At 55.4% G+C, this 20,643-nt stretch carries 22 protein-coding genes; 5 read left to right on the forward strand and 17 right to left on the reverse strand.

Going from position 1 to position 20,643, the window contains the following annotated elements; all coding sequences use genetic code 11:
- Positions 1-2: 2 nt before the first annotated feature.
- The 5 genes from dnaN to HKD42_RS06105 all read right to left on the reverse strand — a co-directional run bounded on the left by dnaN (position 3) and on the right by HKD42_RS06105 (position 4,473).
- Positions 3-1,130, reverse strand: coding sequence for a DNA polymerase III subunit beta (gene dnaN, locus HKD42_RS06085; RefSeq protein WP_170011225.1), 1,128 nt, complete (start codon positions 1,128-1,130; stop codon positions 3-5).
- A gap of 183 nt (positions 1,131-1,313) precedes the next feature.
- Positions 1,314-2,066: a 3-oxoacyl-[acyl-carrier-protein] reductase gene (fabG, locus tag HKD42_RS06090; RefSeq protein ID WP_170011227.1), complete on the reverse strand. Its 753-nt coding sequence runs from the start codon at positions 2,064-2,066 to the stop codon at positions 1,314-1,316.
- Between the two features lie 10 nt (positions 2,067-2,076).
- Positions 2,077-2,646: a hypothetical protein gene (locus tag HKD42_RS06095; protein WP_170011229.1), complete on the reverse strand. Its 570-nt coding sequence runs from the start codon at positions 2,644-2,646 to the stop codon at positions 2,077-2,079.
- Entirely contained in the window at positions 2,643-3,581 is a 939-nt protein-coding gene (gene fabD, locus HKD42_RS06100) for an ACP S-malonyltransferase (RefSeq protein WP_170011248.1), read from the reverse strand. The genes HKD42_RS06095 and fabD overlap by 4 nt, the downstream gene beginning before the upstream one ends.
- Before the next feature lie 67 nt (positions 3,582-3,648).
- Positions 3,649-4,473, reverse strand: a complete 825-nt coding sequence (locus HKD42_RS06105; RefSeq protein ID WP_170011250.1) for an LD-carboxypeptidase — start codon at positions 4,471-4,473, stop codon at positions 3,649-3,651.
- Positions 4,474-4,526: 53 nt separating this feature from the next.
- Here HKD42_RS06105 and HKD42_RS06110 point away from each other — a divergent pair, with 53 nt between their 5' ends.
- Positions 4,527-5,951 carry a glutamate ligase domain-containing protein gene (locus HKD42_RS06110; protein ID WP_170011252.1) on the forward strand — a complete coding sequence of 475 codons (1,425 nt, stop codon included), beginning with the start codon at positions 4,527-4,529 and terminating at the stop codon, positions 5,949-5,951.
- On the opposite strand, the gene HKD42_RS06115 is transcribed toward HKD42_RS06110, so the two are convergent.
- The 3 genes from HKD42_RS06115 to HKD42_RS06125 form a co-directional block, all read right to left on the reverse strand.
- A complete protein-coding gene (locus HKD42_RS06115) occupies positions 5,948-6,592 on the reverse strand; it encodes a glutathione S-transferase family protein (protein ID WP_170011254.1) in 645 nt (214 codons plus the stop codon). The two genes, HKD42_RS06110 and HKD42_RS06115, sit on opposite strands and share 4 nt — an antisense overlap.
- 16 nt (positions 6,593-6,608) lie before the next feature.
- Positions 6,609-7,559, reverse strand: a complete 951-nt coding sequence (locus tag HKD42_RS06120) for a DUF808 family protein (protein WP_170011256.1) — start codon at positions 7,557-7,559, stop codon at positions 6,609-6,611.
- Positions 7,560-7,659: 100 nt separating this feature from the next.
- Positions 7,660-8,796 carry a patatin-like phospholipase family protein gene (locus tag HKD42_RS06125; protein WP_170011257.1) on the reverse strand — a complete coding sequence of 379 codons (1,137 nt, stop codon included), beginning with the start codon at positions 8,794-8,796 and terminating at the stop codon, positions 7,660-7,662.
- Between the two features lie 295 nt (positions 8,797-9,091).
- On the opposite strand from HKD42_RS06125, the gene rpsF reads away from it, so the two are divergent.
- The 4 genes from rpsF (at position 9,092) to HKD42_RS06145 (ending at position 11,924) form a co-directional block, all read left to right on the forward strand.
- Complete coding sequence (gene rpsF / locus HKD42_RS06130) at positions 9,092-9,457, forward strand: 30S ribosomal protein S6 (RefSeq protein WP_170011259.1); 366 nt, start codon at positions 9,092-9,094, stop codon at positions 9,455-9,457.
- The gene (gene rpsR, locus HKD42_RS06135; protein ID WP_170011261.1) at positions 9,457-9,681 is read left to right on the forward strand and encodes a 30S ribosomal protein S18; all 225 of its coding nucleotides are present in this window, start codon (positions 9,457-9,459) and stop codon (positions 9,679-9,681) included. Before rpsF ends, rpsR begins: the two co-directional genes overlap by 1 nt.
- 12 nt (positions 9,682-9,693) lie before the next feature.
- Entirely contained in the window at positions 9,694-10,329 is a 636-nt protein-coding gene (rplI, locus tag HKD42_RS06140) for a 50S ribosomal protein L9 (protein WP_170011263.1), read from the forward strand.
- Between the two features lie 155 nt (positions 10,330-10,484).
- Positions 10,485-11,924 carry an AMP nucleosidase gene (locus HKD42_RS06145; protein ID WP_170011265.1) on the forward strand — a complete coding sequence of 480 codons (1,440 nt, stop codon included), beginning with the start codon at positions 10,485-10,487 and terminating at the stop codon, positions 11,922-11,924.
- A 346-nt stretch (positions 11,925-12,270) separates the two neighbouring features.
- On the opposite strand, the gene HKD42_RS06150 is transcribed toward HKD42_RS06145, so the two are convergent.
- The 9 genes from HKD42_RS06150 to HKD42_RS06190 all read right to left on the reverse strand — a co-directional run bounded on the left by HKD42_RS06150 (position 12,271) and on the right by HKD42_RS06190 (position 20,603).
- Positions 12,271-13,047 (reverse strand): hypothetical protein, encoded by a 777-nt coding sequence (locus HKD42_RS06150; protein WP_170011267.1) that lies wholly within the window; start codon positions 13,045-13,047, stop codon positions 12,271-12,273.
- The gene (rimK, locus tag HKD42_RS06155) at positions 13,044-13,949 is read right to left on the reverse strand and encodes a 30S ribosomal protein S6--L-glutamate ligase (RefSeq protein ID WP_170011269.1); all 906 of its coding nucleotides are present in this window, start codon (positions 13,947-13,949) and stop codon (positions 13,044-13,046) included. The genes HKD42_RS06150 and rimK overlap by 4 nt, the downstream gene beginning before the upstream one ends.
- A complete protein-coding gene (locus tag HKD42_RS06160) occupies positions 13,946-14,392 on the reverse strand; it encodes an ATP-dependent zinc protease family protein (RefSeq protein ID WP_170011271.1) in 447 nt (148 codons plus the stop codon). Before HKD42_RS06160 ends, rimK begins: the two co-directional genes overlap by 4 nt.
- Positions 14,393-14,443: 51 nt before the next feature.
- Complete coding sequence (locus HKD42_RS06165) at positions 14,444-14,956, reverse strand: hypothetical protein (RefSeq protein ID WP_170011273.1); 513 nt, start codon at positions 14,954-14,956, stop codon at positions 14,444-14,446.
- Positions 14,957-14,976: 20 nt separating this feature from the next.
- Entirely contained in the window at positions 14,977-15,732 is a 756-nt protein-coding gene (locus HKD42_RS06170) for an alpha/beta fold hydrolase (RefSeq protein ID WP_343042214.1), read from the reverse strand.
- Complete coding sequence (locus HKD42_RS06175; protein WP_170011283.1) at positions 15,729-16,379, reverse strand: DsbA family protein; 651 nt, start codon at positions 16,377-16,379, stop codon at positions 15,729-15,731. Before HKD42_RS06175 ends, HKD42_RS06170 begins: the two co-directional genes overlap by 4 nt.
- Before the next feature lie 31 nt (positions 16,380-16,410).
- Complete coding sequence (locus HKD42_RS06180; RefSeq protein ID WP_170011285.1) at positions 16,411-17,094, reverse strand: hypothetical protein; 684 nt, start codon at positions 17,092-17,094, stop codon at positions 16,411-16,413.
- A gap of 88 nt (positions 17,095-17,182) precedes the next feature.
- On the reverse strand, positions 17,183-18,208 hold the full coding sequence (locus HKD42_RS06185) for an aspartate-semialdehyde dehydrogenase (protein WP_170011294.1): 1,026 nt from the start codon (positions 18,206-18,208) through the stop codon (positions 17,183-17,185).
- Between the two features lie 172 nt (positions 18,209-18,380).
- Positions 18,381-20,603 carry a S9 family peptidase gene (locus HKD42_RS06190; protein ID WP_425500367.1) on the reverse strand — a complete coding sequence of 741 codons (2,223 nt, stop codon included), beginning with the start codon at positions 20,601-20,603 and terminating at the stop codon, positions 18,381-18,383.
- Positions 20,604-20,643 lie beyond the last annotated feature (40 nt).

Raw genomic sequence — 20,643 nt, forward strand, 5'->3', positions numbered from 1 at the left:
GGTTAAACCCGCATCGGCATCAGAACATACATCGCCGGGCTTTTGTCGTCCTTACGGATCAGCGTCGGTGCGCCTGCATCGGCAAGATGCAGCTCAACGACATCGCTGTCGATCTGGCCGAGAATGTCTTTCAGATAATTGGCGTTAAAGCCGATCTCAAAACCTTCAGAACCATAATCGGCTGCAACTTCTTCCGTCGCAGTACCATTGTCAGGGCTGGTAACAGACAAGATGACCTTATCGGTATCGAGCCCCATTTTCACAGCGCGGGTCTTCTCCGTTGCGATTGTGGCAACGCGGTCAACACCTTCAAAAAAGCTCTTCGGGTCGATTTTGAGCAGCTTGTCATTACCGGTCGGGATAACGCGGCTGTAATCGGGGAATGTGCCGTCGATCAGCTTCGATGTCAGCACGACGCCGCCCTCACCGCCCATGGTGAAGCGAATTTTGCTGGCGGACAAATCGATCTGGACATTGCCATCGAGCGATTCTTCCAGCAGCTTTCGCAGTTCTGCGATTGCTTTGCGCGGCACAATCACATCCGGCATTCCATCAGCGCCATCGGGCTGGTCAATCGTAAAGCGCGCGAGACGGTGGCCGTCGGTCGCTGCCGCTTTCAGAACCGGCTTACCATCATCGGCCACGTGCAGGAAAATGCCGTTGAGGTAATAGCGGGTTTCTTCGGTAGAAATCGCAAACCGGGTACGGTCAATCAGCTCCGCCAGCAGCTTTGCAGGCAGTTCAAAGCTGGTCGGCAAATCGCCTTCCACAATCACCGGGAAATCATCCCGCGGCAATGTCGGTAAGGAGAACCGGCTGCGGCCAGCTTTGATCGCCATGCGGTTGTCAGCTGTTTCGAGGCTGACCTGGCTGCCTTCCGGAAGCTTGCGGGCGATGTCGAACAGCAAATGCGCTGAAACAGTGATCGCGCCAGCCGCTTCGACGGAAGCTGCGGCCATGTTCTCGACCACTTGCAAATCAAGGTCGGTCGCCATCACTTTCAGTGATCCGCCGGCATCGGCCTCAATCAACACGTTCGACAGGATGGGGATCGTGTTGCGACGCTCCACAACCGATTGAACGTGGGACAAACAACGCAGCAGCGTAGCGCGTTCGATAGTGGCCTTCATCGCGTTTCAATTCCCTTTTGCGCGCAGAGTGGCGGAAAATAGCCAGCCACCAGCGCCGGTAAAGTCCATAAGACCTTAGCGGCGCAGGGCGGTGCGGCAAAGGTTCACCGCCCCCATTGGGGTGCTTTCAGACCGATTCCTTGGGGATAAACCCTCTCCAGAACCGGCTGACGGCCCCAATTGTCACCCCAGCATGGCCATACCGCCATTTACGTGTAGCGTTTGCCCCGTGACATAGGATGCCTCATCCGACGCCAAATAGGCGACAGCAGCGCCAATATCGTCGCCCTCTCCCATCCGGCCCATCGGGATACGCCCGTTAAGCGCTTCTTTCTGGGCATCGGGCAATTCGTCGGTCATTGCGGTGCGGATAAAACCCGGCGCGATGCAATTGGCGGTGACGCCGCGACTGGCGAGTTCCTGCGCGAGGCTTTTGGTTGCGCCAACCAGCCCGGCTTTCGCTGCTGCATAGTTCATTTGTCCCGGATTGCCGGTGGCACCGACCACGCTGGTGATCGAGATAATCCGGCCGTGTTTGGCTTTCATCATCGGGCGGGCGCTGGCGCGCATCAGGCGGAAGGCAGCCTCCAGATTGACTTTCATCACCTGGTCCCACTCTTCATCCTTCATCCGCATCGCGAGATTATCCCGCGTGATACCGGCATTATTGACGAGGATATCCATTTTCCCCAGCGTATCGACGGTCGCCGGAACCAGTTTCTCAACATCATCCGCGTCAGACAGATTGCAGGTAATCTCCACATGATCACCGCCCAGTTCATCATTCAGCTGTTCGCGAAAAATCCGCAATTTTTCTCCGTTGGAACCGGATACAGCCAAGCGTGCCCCCTGTTTGGCAAGCGCATAAGCAATCGCAGAACCGATCCCGCCGCTGGCACCGGTTACGAGAGCTGTTTTTCCAGAGAGATCAAACATTCATTGGCTCCTAAAGTTCTGAGAATGTAGCTTCGGTATGGCGCAGCAAGGCCTCCATACCGATCAGTGAACCGACTATATTCTGTTCGTCTTCGCTAATGCCGGGCGAGAAGCGCAGGATTGTCGTACCGATGAACATAAAGTCGGCGTTGGTGGGCTGAAATTCTGTACCGGCCGCACCTGTTGCGGACGTCATGATCGACCAAAACCGCTCCCGTTCTGCATCGGGCAGTTCGGTGTCTATCTTATCGAGCACAACCTTCGCCTCTGGGTGCTTCTGCGCGATAGAATCGGCGGTAAGATCGCTGAACTGGTACAGGCCGGCAGCCTCGGATGCTTCTTCAGACCAGCCATATTCCGATGCACATTCCAGCGCTCGCTCGTCAATGATCGCAAGCACTTCAAGCGGGCGGTCTTTGATATCCATATCGGATATTTCAAATGCGGCGACATAGGCATCAAGCACCGCCTTCTGTTCTGCGCTATAACCGGTTGCAATACAGTCCAGCTGATCCGCGACTTGCGCCGAGGCAGGCAATGCTGACCCGGCCAATGCGAGCGAAGCCCAAAAATATTTCATGACAGTGATTTCGCCAATTCTTCGATTTGCTCCATCGTCACCACGCTGGAAACCTGGGCTTCCTTATCGATCCGGCCAATCATCGGGCCAAGGACTTTCCCGCCCAGTTCAACAAACTGCTGGGTACCCGCAGCACGCATAGCGATGACACTTTCCCGCCAGCGGACGCGCCGGGTCACTTGCTGAACCAATAAATCGCGTTCTTCGGCGGGATCAGCCACCAATGACGCGGTTACATTGGCATAGATCGGCAGCGCCATGCTGTCGGGTGAGGTCTCGGCCAACGCCTCTGCCATTGCATCGGCGGCTGGCTGCATCAGCGAGCAATGGAACGGCGCAGAAACCGGCAGCGGAACGCCCCGTTTGATGCCATGATCCTTAACCATCGCAACCGCCCGTTCAATCGCGCCAGCATGGCCCGACAAGACAACTTGCGTGGGGTCATTATCGTTCGCGAGTTCGCAGATTTCCCCTTCTGCCGCGGCGGCGGCGAGTGCGAGCGCCTTGTCCACATCCGCGCCCAGCAAAGCGCACATCGCGCCAACGCCAACCGGCACTGCCGCTTGCATCGCTTCGCCCCGTAATTTGAGCAATCGGGCGGTGTCCGCGAGGGAAAACGCATCCACCGCACACAGCGCCGTATATTCGCCCAGCGAATGGCCCGCTACGCAGTGGCCTGCCTCTGCCAAAGAGACGCCAAAATCCTGTTCCAAAACCCGCAAGGTGGCGATGGCATTCGCCATGATTGCGGGTTGTGCGTTTGCTGTCAGAGTAAGTTCTTCTTCCGGACCATCACGCATGATGGTCGACAGGTTTTGCGATAGAGCATCGTCTACTTCTTCAAAAACGGTCCGTGCCGCCTTGCTTGCATCGGCCAATTCAGACCCCATGCCGACTTTCTGGCTGCCTTGTCCTGGAAAAACAAACGCTCTCATCTATGTGCTCCTGATGCAGCGCGTTATTATCGCGCCTGCCGATATGCTCTTAATATTCACGTGCCGCCTATGCGTGCAGCGGCGTTCTCGCAAGCCCGAATGGGACGATTTTGTTCGCGGCATCATGGCCGATATCGGCGAAACCAAGATACGGGATATCGCATTTTTCGCACCAATACCGGGCAATCTCCTCCGGACTGGAACCAAACGGCCGATCATTTTCGGGTACGGCAGACACTCTGCCCAGCCGCAAGCCCGCAATCCCTTTCAAATGCTGGGTCGCATGGAATAACAGCCGGTCGACTGCATATAAATGCTCTGCCACTTCCTCCACCATCACCACATGTCCGGTGAGGTCGGGCATCAAATCTGTTCCGGCAATCATTGCCAGCGTTGTGAGATTGAAGGCCACCGTCGGCGTACCCGCTAAAGTCGGCTCCAGCCCTTCTTCGCTGCCGCCTATCCAGCCAAGCACACGGTCAATCGCATCTGCCCCATTATCGCGGTAAACATCGCCCACCAGCGGCGCATGGACCGCTTGCCCAATGCCGTGACGGTACATCGCGGCGAGCAAATACCCATTGTCGGAATAGCCGAGATACGGTTTTTCGCGCGCTTCCTTGCCGCATTGCGCAACAAAATCGGCCGCAATCCTGTTCGCGCCATATCCGCCCATAGCGAACCATACCGCGTCAACCTCCGGATCATTGGCGCATTCCAGCAAAGCTGCCAGCCGCACGCTATCATCCCCTGCAAAATGGCCGTGGCGCGCGAAACACTGCTTGTGAAAAAACAGCTCAACATCAGATCTGGCAGATACGAGATCCTGCACTGCATCAGCGCGTGCGCGCTCCAGCCGTTTTCCCGGTGCACAAATGGCAATTCGTTTCATTTGTCTATGTAGCCATCTTGCAAGGCCGCGCACAACTGCATACCGCACAGCGCATGAGCGAATTCCCCACTTATGAAGAACTTCTGTCCCGGCCATTCTTTTTCTGCGGCATTGGCGGGTCCGGTATGCTGCCGCTGGCGCAGATCCTGAAAGGGCGCGGCGCCAGTGTCGCCGGATCAGATCGCAGCCGCGATCAAGGCCGCACGCCGGAAAAATTTGCTGCGTTGGAGACACAAGGGTTCGCCTTGTTCCCGCAAGACGGCAGCGGAATGACATCTGCTGACCAAATTCTGGTCGCCTCCGCCGCTGTTGAAGACACTGTGCCGGAAGTCATCCGCGCCAATGAACTTGGCTGTCTGCGGATGACACGTGCGGAATTGCTGTCGATCCTGTTCAACACATCCGGGGCCGGCATCGGCATTGCAGGAACCAGCGGCAAATCCACCGTGACCGGAATGCTTGGCTGGATCCTGTTTGCTGCCAAAAACGATCCGACTGTCATGAACGGCGCGGTGATGAAAAACTTCGTCAGCAAAGAACGCCCTTTTGCCAGCGCAATCGTCGGCGGTGCCGGGCCGTTTGTCAGCGAAGTGGATGAAAGCGACGGTTCAATCGCTCTCTACCGCCCATCGGTCGGGGTGCTGTTAAATGTCAGCCTCGATCATAAAAGCATGGAAGAATTGCGGGTTCTGTTCGGTGATTTTCTGGAACGCAGCGGTGTTGCCGTGATCAATGCCGATGATACTGAGGCGCTGGCTTTGCTTCCGCGCGCGCAGAAGGCGATCACGTTCGGGATTGATCAAGACAAAGCGCAGATCGGCGTCGTAGCCGGGAGTATTGCCGACGGGCCAGTGCGTCAGGCCGCAACCATTATCGACCGCCATGATGGCAGCGAGCACCCCCTTATTCTGAATATGCCGGGCCGCCACAATCTGTCGAATGCTTTGGCGGCCATCGCTGGCGCAGTGGCAGCCGGAGTTCCAACCGCCGCCGCCGTCGCCGCTCTGGCCGGGTTTGAAGGCCTGTCCCGCCGCTTCAACATTATCGGCACCAGCGATAGCGGCATCACGGTGATTGATGATTTCGGGCATAATCCGGAAAAATGCGGTGCGACTTTGCGCACACTGAAAAGCCATCCGGGGCGCGTTATCGCCTTCTTCCAGCCACATGGATATGGCCCGCTGCGCCAGATGGGTCACGAATTGGCTGAGACATTTGCCCATGAATTGGGGCCGGATGATATCACCATCTTGTGCGATCCGGTCTATTTCGGCGGCACGGTGGATCGCAGCATCGGCAGCGAACGCATTATCGAATTGATCGAAGAAGCGGGCGGACTGGCTGACCACGTCGCGGCGCGCGATGATTGCGGCAAGCTGATTGCTTCAATGGCAAAATCGGGCGACCGAATTGTGGTTATGGGCGCGCGTGATGACACGCTGACAGAGTTTGCAAAACAGCTGCTCGCGAAACTCTAGATCACGGAAGGTTCAGCGCCTTCCATCGCTATCGCAGCCTTAAACCCGTCCCGTTCCGTCAAGCGGTCGAGATAGGCGTTCAGTGGCGGCGTCAGATACTCCGCCAAGCCGATCCGGCGCGCGAGATACAATGCATAGCCAACGCAGATGTCGGCAACGGTAAAACGGTCGCCGCATAAAAATTCGCGCCCTTCCAGGCGGCGTTCGACTTTAATCAGCCGTTTTCCGAACCACTTTGCATAGGCTTCTCCTGCTTCTGCAAAGCCCTTGTCCTTTTCAAACTTGGCAAACCGCAGAAATACGGTTTGCGGAAACGTGATCGTCGCATCAGCGTGATAGGTGAAATCGAGATACTCTGCGTAATCTGCTTCATCGGGGCCAATAACCAAGGACACTGCCCCACCCTTCACCGCCAGATAATGGGCGATCGCGCAGCTTTCGGTCATGGACGCATCACCATCGACCAGCATCGGAACTGTACCAAGCGGGTTCACGTCCAAATAGTCTGGCGATTGGAAGCGAGGCGGAAATGGCAACATCCGCAGGTCGAGATTGACCTGTGCTTCCGCTGCGGCCCATGTTGCCCGCAACCCTCGCGATCCGGCGCAGGTGTACAGAGTGGGTTGCCAGCTTTCAGTCATCCCGCCCCCTCGATCTTCAATGCGCTTCTTCGCCGTGACCGACTTTCAAGACCTTGTGCAACACGAACACGATAATCGCCCCGACGACCAGCGCCAGCACAGCAGACAGCGCCGCATAGGTAAGCCAGCCCAGCAGTCCGCCAAATGATCCGGTGGTTGATTGCACCGCCGATTCCAAACCATGCGTGGCATCATACAGGGCATGAAACCCAAGCTCATGCGTTCCGTGCAGCAATATGCCGCCGCCAACCCACAGCATTGCAATGGTCCCGATAAAACTCAAAGCCGTCAGCAAGTGCGGGACAAATGCCACCAGACCGCGCCCGAAACTGCGTGCGATTTGCGAGCGCTTCTTGGTTAGATACAGCCCGATATCATCCATCTTTACGATGATCGCGACTGCGCCGTACACCGCAACGGTCACCATGATGGCAACCAACGCCAAAGCCAATCCGCGTTCCCACCAAAGGTCCAACTCAATTTCATTGAGCGTGATGGCCATAATTTCGGCTGACAGGATCAGATCGGTCCGGATGGCGCCAGCTATGCGTTGCTTCTCAAACTCTTCCGGATTGTCGATCGGATCATCAAGCGTCTTGCCATGTTTGGCGCCGCCGAGTTTCTCGATGACTTTCTCTGCCCCTTCATAGGCCAGATAGCCGCCGCCGAGCATCAGGATAAATATGATCGCACCGGGCAGGAATTCGCTGAGCAGAATCGCGCCAGGCAGCAATATCAGCAGCTTATTCTTGAAACTGCCTTTCGTTATGCTCCAGATAATCGGCAATTCACGCGCCGGGGACAGGCCCGTGACATAGCTCGGCGTCACGGCGGCGTCATCAATCACGACACCTGCGGTTTTGGCACCGGCGCGGCTGGCGGCCACAGTGATGTCATCAACCGATGCAGCTGCCGTTTTCGCTATGATCGAAATGTCGTCTAATAATGCAACCAATCCGCCGGGCACGCTGTTCTCCTCCGCCACCTTGATCAGGCATAGACCTTAATCAGGCCAAAACCTCAAGAGGGCGGCAGATTTATGCAGACATTGCTTTCATGGCGCGTGCTTACAGACCAAACATCTGGCTGAGGCGGCTTTTAGGCGGAATGGGGCGTTCTGCGGTCGCTACGTCAGTCCGTTCATCAGGCTTTGTCCAAGCAGCCTGGATTGCGCGTGATTGGGCGGCCCACTCTTCGCTGGCCACATGATCAGCCACCCTTTTGGTAATGGGCCCAATCGCCGAGCTATCACAATCACGCGCAGGTTCGTCCAGATCAAAATCAGCGCGAATATAGCGGTCTTTCAAGATCATGCCCGCATAGCGTTCCGACATTTGTGCCGAAGCAGAGCTGGTGGCATTAATTAGCGGAACAGCGGGTATCGATTTACCTTCACAAGCATAGGGCTTCATCCACTGCCATGCCCCCCAGCACTCTGCGCGACCCAGTTCACCGCTATCGATACCGCCGTTGGACCTACCTGTGCCGAAAGACACCATCTCCACATCATGATGATCGGCCCGGCAATATTGGTCGGCGTATTCGATAGCCGCCATCGAGGGGTTCGCAGCGAACAGGCCGCCATCCGCAAAATATCCGCAGTCTCCCGCCATCGGCAGCGATGGCTTAAATGGCGCGAATAATGTCGGGGTCGCCATAGAAGCCATCGCTGCGTCGGCCAGGAGCATTTCAGACAGCGGATCTTTACGGCTGCTGCCAATGAGAACAGGTTTCCATTGCGCAGCTGAACCGCGCGTTACTGCGCCCATTTGCAACGCCGCGACTGCTACTTGCGGGCCGGAGCGCGGCAATTCACTGAGGCGGGCGTTGCCGAACAAGCCGATCAATGCGTCTCGTAAATTTCGGGACAGGTATTTGGTTTGAAAGACCGATTTAATCGTCTCTCCATTGGCTGCCTTGTCGTATGTGGGCACGGTATCCAATGCGATTTGCTGTTCAAAGGAGAAAGGATTGCCCTCATTCCAATCGGTATCGGCCGGCTCGTAAATTTTGGCAGCATTGTTCGCAAAAAAATCTGCAATCGCGCCCGCTCTGATACCATAGGCCAGCGCCAAGGCGACTATTGCACCCGACGACGTTCCAACAAACAGATCAGTCTTCTGTGCAAGATGGCCTTTTGGATCAGCATCTTTCAGAAGCAGCGCAGACACCAGGCTGCGCACGCCGCCGCTATCAAAAGACATCACTCTAAATGGCATTGCTCATATTCCCGTGATCAAAATTGATATGCCCAGCCTAATGCACCATCCGGTTTTCTACTTATTGTATCAAACGGACATAGAGGTCTGAATTTGTTAACTTTTGGCCAAGTGAAGGGTCGTTAAGCGATAGGCTTCTACCTTTTTCCTTGCCATTTCCCCCTTTGCCGCTATGTGCCCGCTGTCGCGGTCTACGGGCTGTGACATCAAGAAAGCCGGAGGGGCCCCGCAATCCCGCGGATCAGCCAGCGATCGGCATTACAATGTGAAGGAAGCGAAGATGGCTCATTACGAGCATGTCTTTCTCGCACGTCAAGATTTGAGCCAGGCTCAAGTAGACGCGCTGGCTGCATCAGCCACAGAGATTATCGAAGCAAATAACGGTAAAGTCACCAAGACCGAAACTTGGGGCCTGAAAAATCTTGCCTACAAGATCGACCGTAACCGCAAGGCACATTTCGTACTTCTCAACATCGACGGCCCCGGCTCCGTTGTTGCAGAACTCGAACGCCAAACCCGCATCAACGAAGACGTGATCCGTTATATGACGATCCGTATGGAAGAGCCTGAGGAAGGCCCGTCTGTCATGATGCGCAAGAATGACCGCGACCGGAAAAAACGGTCTGACCGTGAGGAGCGCAGCTAATGGCACGTCCTTTCTTCCGCCGCCGCAAATCTTGCCCGTTCTCGGGTAAGAATTCACCTGTAATCGACTATAAAGACGTACGTCTGCTGCAGGGCTTCATGTCCGAGCGTGGCAAAATCGTCCCTAGCCGTATTACTGCCGTATCCGCCAAGAAGCAGCGCGAGCTGGCCAAGGCAATCAAGCGCGCACGCCACATCGGCCTGCTGCCATACATCGTTAAGTAAGGGAGAAGACACATGGATATCATTCTCCTCGAACGGATCGAGAAGCTCGGCACAATCGGTGACATCGTCACTGTGAAGGACGGCTATGCCCGTAACTTCCTGCTGCCAAACAAAAAAGCTCTGCGTGCCAACTCGGCCAACAAAGCTGTTTTTGAAGCCAACCGCGAACGTCTTGAAAAAGAAAACGCTGAAAAGGCTGCCGAAGCAACAACCGCTGGCGAGAAAATCGCTGGTGCAGAAGTTGTTCTGATCCGTGCATCGTCAAACTCTGGCCAACTGTATGGTTCGGTCACAGTGCGCGACATCGTTGAAGGGCTTACTGCTCAAGGCCACGAAGTGACCAAAAAGCAAGTTATCCTTGGCGCACCGATCAAGACCATCGGCATGTTCGACGTCAATGTACGTCTGCACGCTGAAGTGGACGTGATTGTTAAAGCCAACGTCGCCCGCAGTGACGACGAAGCTGAATTGCAACGCCAAGGTGTGGACGTTCTGGCCGCGATCTTCGAAGAAGAGCAAAGCGAGAAAGTCGGCTTCACCGAAGCTGTTGACCCATCGCTTGAGCCCGGCGAAATTCCAGCAGACATGCTGGAAGACGGCGCTGAAGAAGACGCATCTGAAGCAGGCGAAGAGCCAGCTGCAGAGTAATCACTTCGCAGCCCGCCCCGTTCGGGCAGCAATCAAAAAAAGGCGCGGTTCCCAGTGGGGACCGCGCCTTTTTTGCAAGAGCCACCGGTAACAGGCGCCCTTTTAATTTTGGGGCAGACTTTGAATTGTAAGAGAGAAGGCGCTATCTGCCCAAGATGAAAACAGTAGAAACGATAATTGGCGGACTGGATCGCCTATACAATATTTCCGTCGAACGCCTGCGGGCTGACGTGATTGCCTTTGGCCGCGATGGCACTTTGCCATCCAAAACACGGCGCAGCGATGGCAGCTATGCCTACCCCGAACTTGTTCTGCGTTTTAAAGGCGGTGATCAGCCTGAAGATCGCAGCCGCGCCTTTGGCCGGCTGAACGAACCTGGCACGTATGCAACCACAGTGACGCGCCCGTCCATGTTCGCAGATTACCTGCGCGACCAACTGGAACTGATTGGCAGCGATTACGATATCGAATTGGAAGCGCGGGTTTCCGCTCAGGAAATCCCCTTCCCCTATGTGCTCGACGGGGAAACAGCGGCAGAACTCGCAGGGATAAGCCCGCAAGACATTGCACGACATTTCCCCTCCACCGAACTGGCAGATATCGGAGACGAACTGGCGGACGGGATCGAGATTGATGATAGCGGCGAATCCATCCCGCTATCGCTGTTTGACGGTTTGCGCACTGATTTCAGCCTGGCGCGTCTGGCGCATTATACCGGCACCGCGACTGACCATTTCCAACGCTTTATCCTGTTCACCAACTATCACCGCTATGTCGATGAATTCGTTGATTGGGCGGGCCAGCAAATCGGTAAGGACGGATACACCGCCCTGGCCGGTGCTGGCGGCCTGTATCTGACTGAGCCAGCGGACAACGCGTCCAGCCAGCTATCCGATACTGCATGGCGCAAACACCAAATGCCTGCCTATCACTTGGTCGGCAAAGATCGCGGCGGAATTACGCTGGTCAATATCGGTGTTGGCCCCTCCAACGCGAAAACCATTTGCGATCACTTGGCGGTATTGCGGCCCGAAGCATGGCTGATGATCGGCCATTGCGGCGGCCTGCGCCCCACGCAGAAGATCGGTGATTACGTCCTTGCTCACGCCTATCTGCGCGATGACCATGTGCTTGACCCGGTTCTGCCGCCGGAGATACCCCTGCCCGCCATTGCAGAGGTCCAGCAAGCCCTTGCCGGAGCGGCAGAAGAAGTTTCCGGCGAGCATGGCGCTGATCTGAAAAAACGGATGCGGACGGGCACCATCGTAACGACTGACGACCGCAATTGGGAGCTACGCTATACCACCAGCGCCAAACGGCTGAGCCTCAGCCGCGCGGTCGGCATCGACATGGAAAGCGCCACTATCGCCGCGCAAGGATACCGCTTCCGCGTCCCCTATGGCACGCTCCTCTGCGTCAGTGACAAACCGCTTCACGGCGAGATCAAGATGCCCGGCCAAGCGAACAAATTCTACGAAGAAGCCATCGCCGCCCACCTCCAGATCGGTGTGAAAGCGTGCAATTTACTGCGTGAAGAAGGGAACCGGTTGCACTCGCGGAAACTGCGCGCGTTTAATGAGCCGCCATTTAGGTAAAGCCGGATATCACGCAGGTTCAGGGTGACACTTGGTTGACACAGTTGACACTGCGTCAACCAACTCGAAATTTCTGATAGTATTGATTTTACTGGTTTTTAAAAAAGATTAGGCGAAATCATATCAGCAGGATGGCCCCGCCCCATACGCCGCGCCTACGTAGCATCGCGCCGGCAACCGAAGAGAAGCATCGGCATCGGCATCGGCATCGGCATCGGCATCGGCATCGGCATCGCACTAGCTGGACTAATGCATTTAGGAAAATGGATTTTTTGCTAAGAACGCGACAGCCTCCAATTGATATAGCCACTCGCGTTCGACGATCCGTTATACAGGTTAGGCTAAGTCAGCTTTCGCGTGGCAACCGACCAATGACCAATTTGATTGCCGGGATCGCCTGTTTAACTGAAGCTAGATGAGTCTTCGATTGCAGGATCATGATTGAAATTACCAGCAACGCCAACGCTCGATCTCGTCTATTACAAATGACTTCTACTGTGGTTTGACTGACTGGAACCGAGCTATCAGATGCGTACAACAGAGTGTTTCTTTGATTGGCTCGCCCTTTTACTAACTTGGCTATGTTTTGAAACTGAGAGTTTTCAGATAACCTAGATAGAGCCTCAAAAAAAACTTCGTTCTCTGGAACGCCTGCTTGACTATGTAACAAATCTAGCGGCTCTACAGGTTGAAATGCAATATCTGCTCCATCCTCAACGCCAAAGTTGGATAACGGAACTTTCAAATCAATTCTGACTTTCGAGAAATCGAAATGTAGTTGGAAATGTTCCAGAATAGGTTGCAATTCTCTCCCGATGGCAAGGACGCAAACGATTATAGCATTCTTGTGAATATGGTTGTTCGGTTTAATTCGACTAACCTCATCGTAGCCCCTAAGTTTGATTGCATGAATAACGCACGAAGCAGCCTCTTCCTCCCCTGTAATAGCGCGAAAAGAAGCCATTTCTAAATCATGCTCAACAAGCTTCAATGCGCGTTCAAAATTATCAATGCAGTTTCGCAATCGATACTTCACATGCTGCGGGAGATCATCGCTCAAACGCACTAACGCGTCGCAAACCCTCAGCTTCTCCTGTTCTACATCGTCACGATTCTCTATCACCCCTTACCCTTAGTCTTGGTATTCCCCGTTTTCGCATTCGCTGCGATGAAGTCGATAATCTGGCCCGCAATGTCTTTGCCGGTCGCGTTCTCGATGCCTTCAAGTCCTGGGGATGAGTTCACTTCCATAATCACCGGACCGTGATTGCTGCGCAGCAAATCGACGCCGCATACATTCAGGCCCATCACTTTTGCCGCGCGGACTGCGGTGCTGCGTTCTTCAGGAGTGATTTTGACCAATTGCGCGCTGCCGCCGCGGTGCAGATTGCTGCGAAATTCGCCTTCCGCCCCTTGGCGTTTCATCGCGGCGACGACTTTGCCGCCCACAACCAGACAACGGATATCCGATCCGCCCGCTTCCTTGATAAATTCCTGCACCATGATCGCGATATTCGCCCCGCGGAACGCCTCAATAATCGATGCGCCGCCTTTCAGCGTTTCTGCCAGAACCACGCCGATACCCTGCGTCCCCTCCAGCAGTTTGATCACCACCGGCGGGCCATTGACCGCTTTGATCAGATCTTCTGCCTGTTTCGGGTCATTGGCATAGGCGGTCAGCGGCAGGCCCAGCCCGTGTTTCGCCATAATCTGGGTGGAGCGCAATTTATCGCGGCTGCGGCCAATGGCCACGCTCTCATTCAGCGGCCAGACACCGCCCATTTCAAACTGGCGTAATACTGCAAGGCCGTATGCCGTGATCGAGGCACCGATGCGCGGAATTACCGCCTCGTATCCTTTCAACGTTTCGCCCTTATACATTACTGTCGGGCGGTGGCTCGCGATATTCACTGTGCAGCGGGTGGTGTTGAGAATATCCAGCGTATGGCCGCGCTGTTCCGCCGCCTTCACCAGCCGCTTATGTGAATAGAGGTTGGGGTTACGCGCAAGCATTGCGATCTTCATAAGAACTCTTCCTTCGCGTCGTCCCGGTTGGAAATCAGGTAAGATCGCCCGGGATTGACGAGGAACCTGCTTTTTAATGCTGTGCGCCCGATCAACATGGGAAAGACCATGTCCGACCGGTCTGCCAGGCTGAATTCTGCGCGGAAATCGTGCCCGCCCATGGATAGAACGGTCTTCACGATCAGTCGTTCCTCGGCCGTACCATTGGAACTGGTGATTGTACGGTGCGCAACCCGCACCGCTTCGCAGTGGCGATAGGCCTGCCCGCGCCCGAAATCGAGATCGAAACGGGCCATCTCCTCCCCGTCTCGGTCAAACAGATCAATGTTCACCGCATGGAGAGATGAGGTCCGCGCGCCAGTATCAATCTTGGCGGGAATGCCGATAATGCCTAGTTCGGGTAAGGCCACCACCTCACGCCAACCGACAACCTGCTTCTCCATGGCGATGATACGCTTCCCTGCACTTGCTCTTAGGGTTGATAGTAGCCGCGATTACCGGCTCTGGATACGCTCAATAATAAGCGCCGCGATTATACCGATGAACGTCCCGATCCACACGGCCATTTTGATTGGCCGCAATGTTGAGGCAAAGTTGGCCAAACTGTCGGAGCCTTCGCCATTCGTCAGTTGAATAAATTGCGCGATTGTCTCTCCGTAATCGGTCAGCAGAAAGACCACTCCGCAAATCAGAACAAAGGTGCCGATATGGCGCACGATACCCGTTCCAACGGCGCGAAAATACAGGCCGCCCAGCACGCAGCCGATACCGTAAATACCAATGAAGATCAGATCGCCGATCATGGCGATTTTCGCATCGCCGATCACACCCGCTTCTGCCCAGGCAGACTGGATGGCATTGACAGTCGCAGCATCCGGAGCGGCCTGGTGTTCCCCGATGCCGCCCGGCACCGCATCAGTTATCAGCGGGAAATGGAGGAACAGGACAATTGCAAAGGACAGCAATCCGCCGCCCCACCACACCAGAAACTTCTTGCGCTCCGTCATCTCTCTCACCCCTAAAAAAACTAGGCCCCCAAAAACTCCACCAGAGCATCCCCCAAGGCACCCTCTGTCACAGAACCCATATGCGTGCCCGGAATCTCCACATAATGCGCATCGGGCAACGTCTCTGTCAGCCGGGTTGCAGAGCCATTATCATTGTCCTGATCGCCGCACAGAACCATCGTCGGCATGGTCAGGGCCGCCAGTTCATCGGGCCGGGTATCCGCGACCGATTGCAGCAACAGCCGCCCCGCGACCAAATCGACCTTCATGGTTTTCATAAAAGCGACTGTCATAAAGGCCGGATCGCCGCGCTTGATGTCATCAAACCGGTCAATCGCATCGATGAAAAAGGCGGCGCGATTGTTCCAGCCCGATAGCCCCTCCAGCCCCATGCCAGACAGGACAAGTTTACTTGGACGCAATCCGCCTATGACTGCCCGCGCCGCAGTACGTGCCCCCAGCGAAAAGCCGACCAGATCGAAATCGGTCAGGTCCAGCGCCTCCACCACCGCGGCCACATCCTTGGCCAGAACATCATCGGGATAAGCGGCGGGATCATGCGGCGCAGCGCTATCCCCATGCGCGCGCAGATCGGGCATAATAACCTCGCACCCCGCATCGACCAGCTTCTGCGCATGGCCGAATTTGATCCAGTTCATCTGCGCATTGGAGAACAGGCCATGCACCATCAGGACAGGCCGCCCTGCCCCCATCCGGTGGACGGCAAGTTCGGTTCCATCAAAAGATCGGACGGCTTCTTGCTGAGATGAAGTCACCGTTCCGTCAGACCTTTCTCGTTCATCCGCCACAGCGCCATTTCAATGCGGTCTTGGCCGAAGAAAGGTTCACCATCGAACACCAATGTCGGCACGCCCCAATGGCCAGCGGCTTCAAGAGCACCCTGATTGGCGGCGATTTCTGCGTCCAATGCCTCTGCGTCGGATTCGGCTTCTGCTTCCAGTTCCGCAAAGTCCAGCCCCGCTCTGGCCGCGGCACCGGCCAAGTGATCGCCCTCGTGCCAATTATCGACTTTGCCGCTAAAGATCAGTTTTGATGCCTCATCAGCAAATACGATCCCTTTGCCGCGCCGGCTTGCTGCCTGTCCCAACCGGCACATCCGGTGAATATAGGGTTGGTCGGCGGCAATCTCGCGCGTTGCGAAATCCTGCACCACAGGGTCAGGCTGCGGCCAGCGGTATGGAATATCCAGCATCTGCGCCGTGCGGAACGCGTCCATCATGATGTACCGCCCGACATTGGGATTGCCGGTGAACAATATATCCGGATCGCGGATAGCGATCGGCCACACAACCCGCAGGTCAATCTCCACATCGAAAATCTCTGTCAGGGCGCGGTACCGGCCAATCGCCAGATAGCTGTAAGGAGAGCGGAAACTGAAATAGAGGTCGGCTTTTAAGGTCATATCATTCCTATACTAAATTAATCACCTCAACTTATGTCACAATGATCGGCGGGCTTGGAACCTGTTTGCAATCGATGGTGCCATCAGCCATCGCGGCGTTGCCTTCATCCACCGCTTGAACCACCAGCTGATCGGCACGCTGAAACAACCCCTCAGGCACATCCAAAGATATAACTGAATTGCTAATGTGATTGTTGTTCGCAGTGTCGGAGGTGATTTTCTGCACTCTCACCAGCAGCTTGTCAGCTCGCCCTTCAAGATCGCGTAAAATCGGCCAAAATCCCGATGCGTAATAGGTGTTATTATCACTGCGCTGGCTGGTCGCACCAAAAGTCATACCCCAATGGTTATACCGGTAGGCCCAGGGGTGAATTTCAACCCTAGCGAGTTTTGGGCCACGCTTTTTGGGGGTGATAAATATATTGAATTGTGCCTGCTCGCTAAAAGACTGGAGATAGTTACCGCTCTGCCACCAACCACGCAAAACGACAGTGCCCTGATCATTGGTCAGGCGATGTTCCCACGCAACATAAATGGGCTTTTTGTGGCCTTCATCAGGCCAATAGGTGATTTTGGCAGTACCAGCCGCGCTCTGTACCTCATACTCACACGCCGTCATCGTGGGGACAGTGTCCTCCTCGGCATAGGCTGGAACACCAGCCAACACCGGAAGCAACCCAGCCAGTATGAGGCGCGTTTTTCTTAGTCCCTGCATCACCGCTCTCCTCTCAACCAAGTCAAGCAACAATGGGCACTAAACACAAGAGCGGAGCTGCCTTCGATTGATGCGATGAGCCCGCAGCTTACCCCTTTTTCAGATGCGTACGCCCCAACAGTTCGGCAATTTGCACGGCATTCAGTGCCGCGCCTTTGCGCAGATTATCCGATACGCACCACAGGACCAGTCCGTTATCAACGGTCGGGTCTTCGCGCACGCGGCTGATATAGGTCGCGCCATCACCGGCACATTCCACCGGTGTGACATAGCCGCCATCTTCGCGCTTATCGACCAGCATGATGCCCGGTGCCTCGCGCAATATCTCTTGCGCTTCCTTGGCCGAAATCTCGTTTTCAAATTCGATATTCATCGCTTCGGAATGGCCGACAAATACGGGCACACGGACACAGGTGGCAGACAGTTTGATTTTGGGATCAAGGATCTTCTTGGTTTCGGCGACCATCTTCCATTCTTCTTTGGTCGACCCGTCGTCCAAAAACACGTCGATATGCGGAATCACGTTAAATGCGATCTGCTTGGTGAACGTGGCAGGCTCCGGCTTATCGCCGACAAAGATAGCGCGGCTTTGTTCAAACAATTCGTCCATGCCCGATTTACCCGCGCCCGATACCGATTGATAGGTGGACACGACCACGCGCTTGATTTTCGCCGCATCGTGCAGCGGTTTCAAAGCGACGACCATTTGCGCAGTCGAGCAATTGGGGTTCGCGATGATGTTCCGCTTGGCATAGCCATCAATCGCGTCCGGGTTCACTTCCGGCACGATCAGCGGCACATCCGGATCCATCCGGTAAAGCGAGCTGTTATCAATCACCACGCAGCCCGCCGCGGCCGCTTTAGGCGCGTATTCCTTGGCCACAGAAGAACCTGCGGAGAACAGCGCAATATCCCAGCCTGCCCAGTCAAAATGCTCGATATTCTTACATTTGAGCATCTTGCCGGTTTCACCGAATTCCACTTCGCTGCCTTGCGAACGTGAACTGGCAACCGCCGCGATTTCCTCAATCGGAAATTCTCGCTCTGCCAAAACCGCCATCATTTCGCGTCCGACATTACCCGTCGCACCAACGACCGCTACCCGATAACCCAACTTCGTTCTCCTGAACCGTATAGTGCCGCACAATCTGCGGCACACTTGCTTAGTTATGTGGGGCCTCTAGCATCAATTTTCGGCAGCGAAAGCAAGCAAAGCTATGCACGGCTGCTGCCAAAGGTTTTTGGGGCAGTCAGCCGCGCAGGATGGCTGATCAAATTTGCCTGTCTTATTCGGGCGGCGTGACACCGTTCCGCTTCAAAAACGCAAACATCGTATTCCATAGATGGGGGCTGATATTCTCGCCCGCGACGCGGTGCGTATATCCGGGATACAGCATCATCTCGAACGGGACATTGGCTTCCTGCAAAACAGAGATCAGCTCGGATGAGTTTTCAAACACGACATTATCATCCGCCATCCCGTGGATCAGCAGCAACGGATCGGTCATTTTGGTGGCATCGGGAATGGCGCTGGCTTTCTCGTAAGCCTCCGGCACTATGCGCGGATCACCCATGAAGCGTTCGGTATAGTGCGTATCATACAGGCCCCAGCGGGTAACTGGCGCGCCTGAGATACCGGCGGCATATAGCCCCGGATCGGCCTGCATTTGCTTAAGCGTCATATAGCCGCCATAGGACCAGCCATAGAGCGCGATCTTATCCGGATCGACAAAGTCGAGCGTCTTGAGATATTCCGCGCCCTCGCGTTGATCATCCACTTCGACCCCGCCCATCGCGCGGTAAAGCGGCTTTTCAAACGCTACGCCGCGATTGGCAGAGCCGCGATTATCGAGCTCAAACCAGATATACCCGGCATCTACCACTGCTTGCTGTAATGCACCATCCCAACCGTTTGTGACTATTTGCGGACCGGGGCCGCTATAGTGGTAATAGAACACGGGGTATTGCTTGCCCGCTTCCATTTCAGGCGTGACCATCTTCCAATGCAGATCGGTTGTACCATCGGCGGCTTTGATTTTGCCAAACTCTGCCGGACGATGGCTGGCGAGATGCGGCGCGTAGGGATGGTCTGCGTCCAGGGCGTTTTCTTCCACCCATGCCAGCCGGTTACCTTCGCTATCGGCGAGATAGGTTTGCGTGGGTTGGTTGTGATTGGACCGCGAAATAAGCAGCGTCTTGCCGTCTTTATCCATGCTGGCCGAATGGGTGTAGCCGCGCTCCGTCAAACGGATCGGGGTAAGCTCCCCATCTTTCACGCCCAACCGGTAGACATGTTGTTCCCGCACATCATCATGTGTGCCGACGAAGAACATTTCACTATATTCTGCTTTTGCACTCAGCAGCTTGGTGACCACCCAATCACCTTGGGTATTGCGATACCATTCGCCATCTTTGAATGTGTAGAGATGGCCAAATCCGTCGCGCTCGCTCCACCAGACTAACGACCCATCGTCGAGGAATTTGTAATTGTCGGACAGGTTGATCCAATAATCATCCACCGCCGCTTTTTCAGTAAACAATATCTCGCTGGAACCGGTGACCGGATCGACTTTTAACATATCCAGCACCGTCTGTTCGCGGTTTTGCCGCTGGACATAGAGGAAATCATCAGGCCCCCAATCCGCGCGGGCGAGATAAATATCGGTTTCCTCGCCAAGATCGACTTCGATCGTGTTACCGCCATCGGGATCCATCACGAACAGCTGGACTATCGCATTGTCGCTGCCGGCCACGGGGTATCGCTGATCGAACACTTTGGTGCCGGTTGCGCCAATTGCGGCGCGCGTCACAATGCCCACAGGGCTTTCATCAGTCCGCTGCACGGCAATGCGTGTGTCGTTCTGGTTCCACCAATAGCCGGTCAGGCGGCTCATTTCTTCCTGAGCAACAAATTCCGCCTCGCCCCAGCGGATCGTATCATCTTCCTTGGGAGTTATTGGCTTTGCATCCGCCCCCACTTCACCGACCCATAATTGCCGGTCCCGCACGAAGGACACATATTTGCTGGTCGAGCTAAGCGCCGGATTAAGCTCGCTTTCCTCAGTATCGGTCAGGCGCGAAACCGTGCCGTCCAGCTTGGCGAGATACAGATCGCCATCCAGCGGCACCAGAATGCCGGTGCCATCGGCGGTCCATTGATAGTTGATAATACCGCGCAAATTGCCGACCCGCGCCCGTTCGCGCTGCATCTTCTCGTCTTCGGACAGTTCCCGACCGGTGCCCAGCTTCTCGCTATCTACCAGCATCGTCCACTCGCTGGCTTCACGGTCATAGGCCCACAGATCATACCGCTCCCGCTCGTCATCACGGTTGCGCAGCAATGTGAGATAGCGACCATCGGGCGAGAGTTTCGCCTGACGCGGGCTTGCGCCATCGAGAGACGGGCTGGCAAAAACGCGCTCAAAAGTAAGATCGGCTGTTTCTATCATTTCGCTGCTCTCCGCATGGTCATCGGCAAAGGCCGGGCTGGTAAAGGCAGTGGTGGACATAAGGGCAGCAGCCGCAAGCAATAGGCGCATAGCAATGGAT

It is taken from the genome of Pontixanthobacter rizhaonensis, from assembly GCF_012972675.1.
GTDB classification, from domain to species: domain Bacteria; phylum Pseudomonadota; class Alphaproteobacteria; order Sphingomonadales; family Sphingomonadaceae; genus Pontixanthobacter; species Pontixanthobacter rizhaonensis.

Bases quoted from the DNA above. Each gene is read 5' to 3' on its own strand.
- dnaN (WP_170011225.1), bottom strand. From the start codon at position 1,130: ATGAAGGCCACTATCGAACGCGCTACGCTGCTGCGTTGTTTGTCCCAC.
- fabG (WP_170011227.1), bottom strand. From the start codon at position 2,066: ATGTTTGATCTCTCTGGAAAAACAGCTCTCGTAACCGGTGCCAGCGGC.
- HKD42_RS06095 (WP_170011229.1), bottom strand. From the start codon at position 2,646: ATGAAATATTTTTGGGCTTCGCTCGCATTGGCCGGGTCAGCATTGCCT.
- fabD (WP_170011248.1), bottom strand. From the start codon at position 3,581: ATGAGAGCGTTTGTTTTTCCAGGACAAGGCAGCCAGAAAGTCGGCATG.
- HKD42_RS06105 (WP_170011250.1), bottom strand. From the start codon at position 4,473: ATGAAACGAATTGCCATTTGTGCACCGGGAAAACGGCTGGAGCGCGCA.
- HKD42_RS06110 (WP_170011252.1), top strand. From the start codon at position 4,527: ATGAGCGAATTCCCCACTTATGAAGAACTTCTGTCCCGGCCATTCTTT.
- HKD42_RS06115 (WP_170011254.1), bottom strand. From the start codon at position 6,592: ATGACTGAAAGCTGGCAACCCACTCTGTACACCTGCGCCGGATCGCGA.
- HKD42_RS06125 (WP_170011257.1), bottom strand. From the start codon at position 8,796: ATGTCTTTTGATAGCGGCGGCGTGCGCAGCCTGGTGTCTGCGCTGCTT.
- rpsF (WP_170011259.1), top strand. From the start codon at position 9,092: ATGGCTCATTACGAGCATGTCTTTCTCGCACGTCAAGATTTGAGCCAG.
- rpsR (WP_170011261.1), top strand. From the start codon at position 9,457: ATGGCACGTCCTTTCTTCCGCCGCCGCAAATCTTGCCCGTTCTCGGGT.
- rplI (WP_170011263.1), top strand. From the start codon at position 9,694: ATGGATATCATTCTCCTCGAACGGATCGAGAAGCTCGGCACAATCGGT.
- HKD42_RS06145 (WP_170011265.1), top strand. From the start codon at position 10,485: ATGAAAACAGTAGAAACGATAATTGGCGGACTGGATCGCCTATACAAT.
- rimK (WP_170011269.1), bottom strand. From the start codon at position 13,949: ATGAAGATCGCAATGCTTGCGCGTAACCCCAACCTCTATTCACATAAG.
- HKD42_RS06160 (WP_170011271.1), bottom strand. From the start codon at position 14,392: ATGGAGAAGCAGGTTGTCGGTTGGCGTGAGGTGGTGGCCTTACCCGAA.
- HKD42_RS06165 (WP_170011273.1), bottom strand. From the start codon at position 14,956: ATGACGGAGCGCAAGAAGTTTCTGGTGTGGTGGGGCGGCGGATTGCTG.
- HKD42_RS06175 (WP_170011283.1), bottom strand. From the start codon at position 16,379: ATGACCTTAAAAGCCGACCTCTATTTCAGTTTCCGCTCTCCTTACAGC.
- HKD42_RS06180 (WP_170011285.1), bottom strand. From the start codon at position 17,094: ATGCAGGGACTAAGAAAAACGCGCCTCATACTGGCTGGGTTGCTTCCG.
- HKD42_RS06190 (WP_425500367.1), bottom strand. From the start codon at position 20,603: ATGTCCACCACTGCCTTTACCAGCCCGGCCTTTGCCGATGACCATGCG.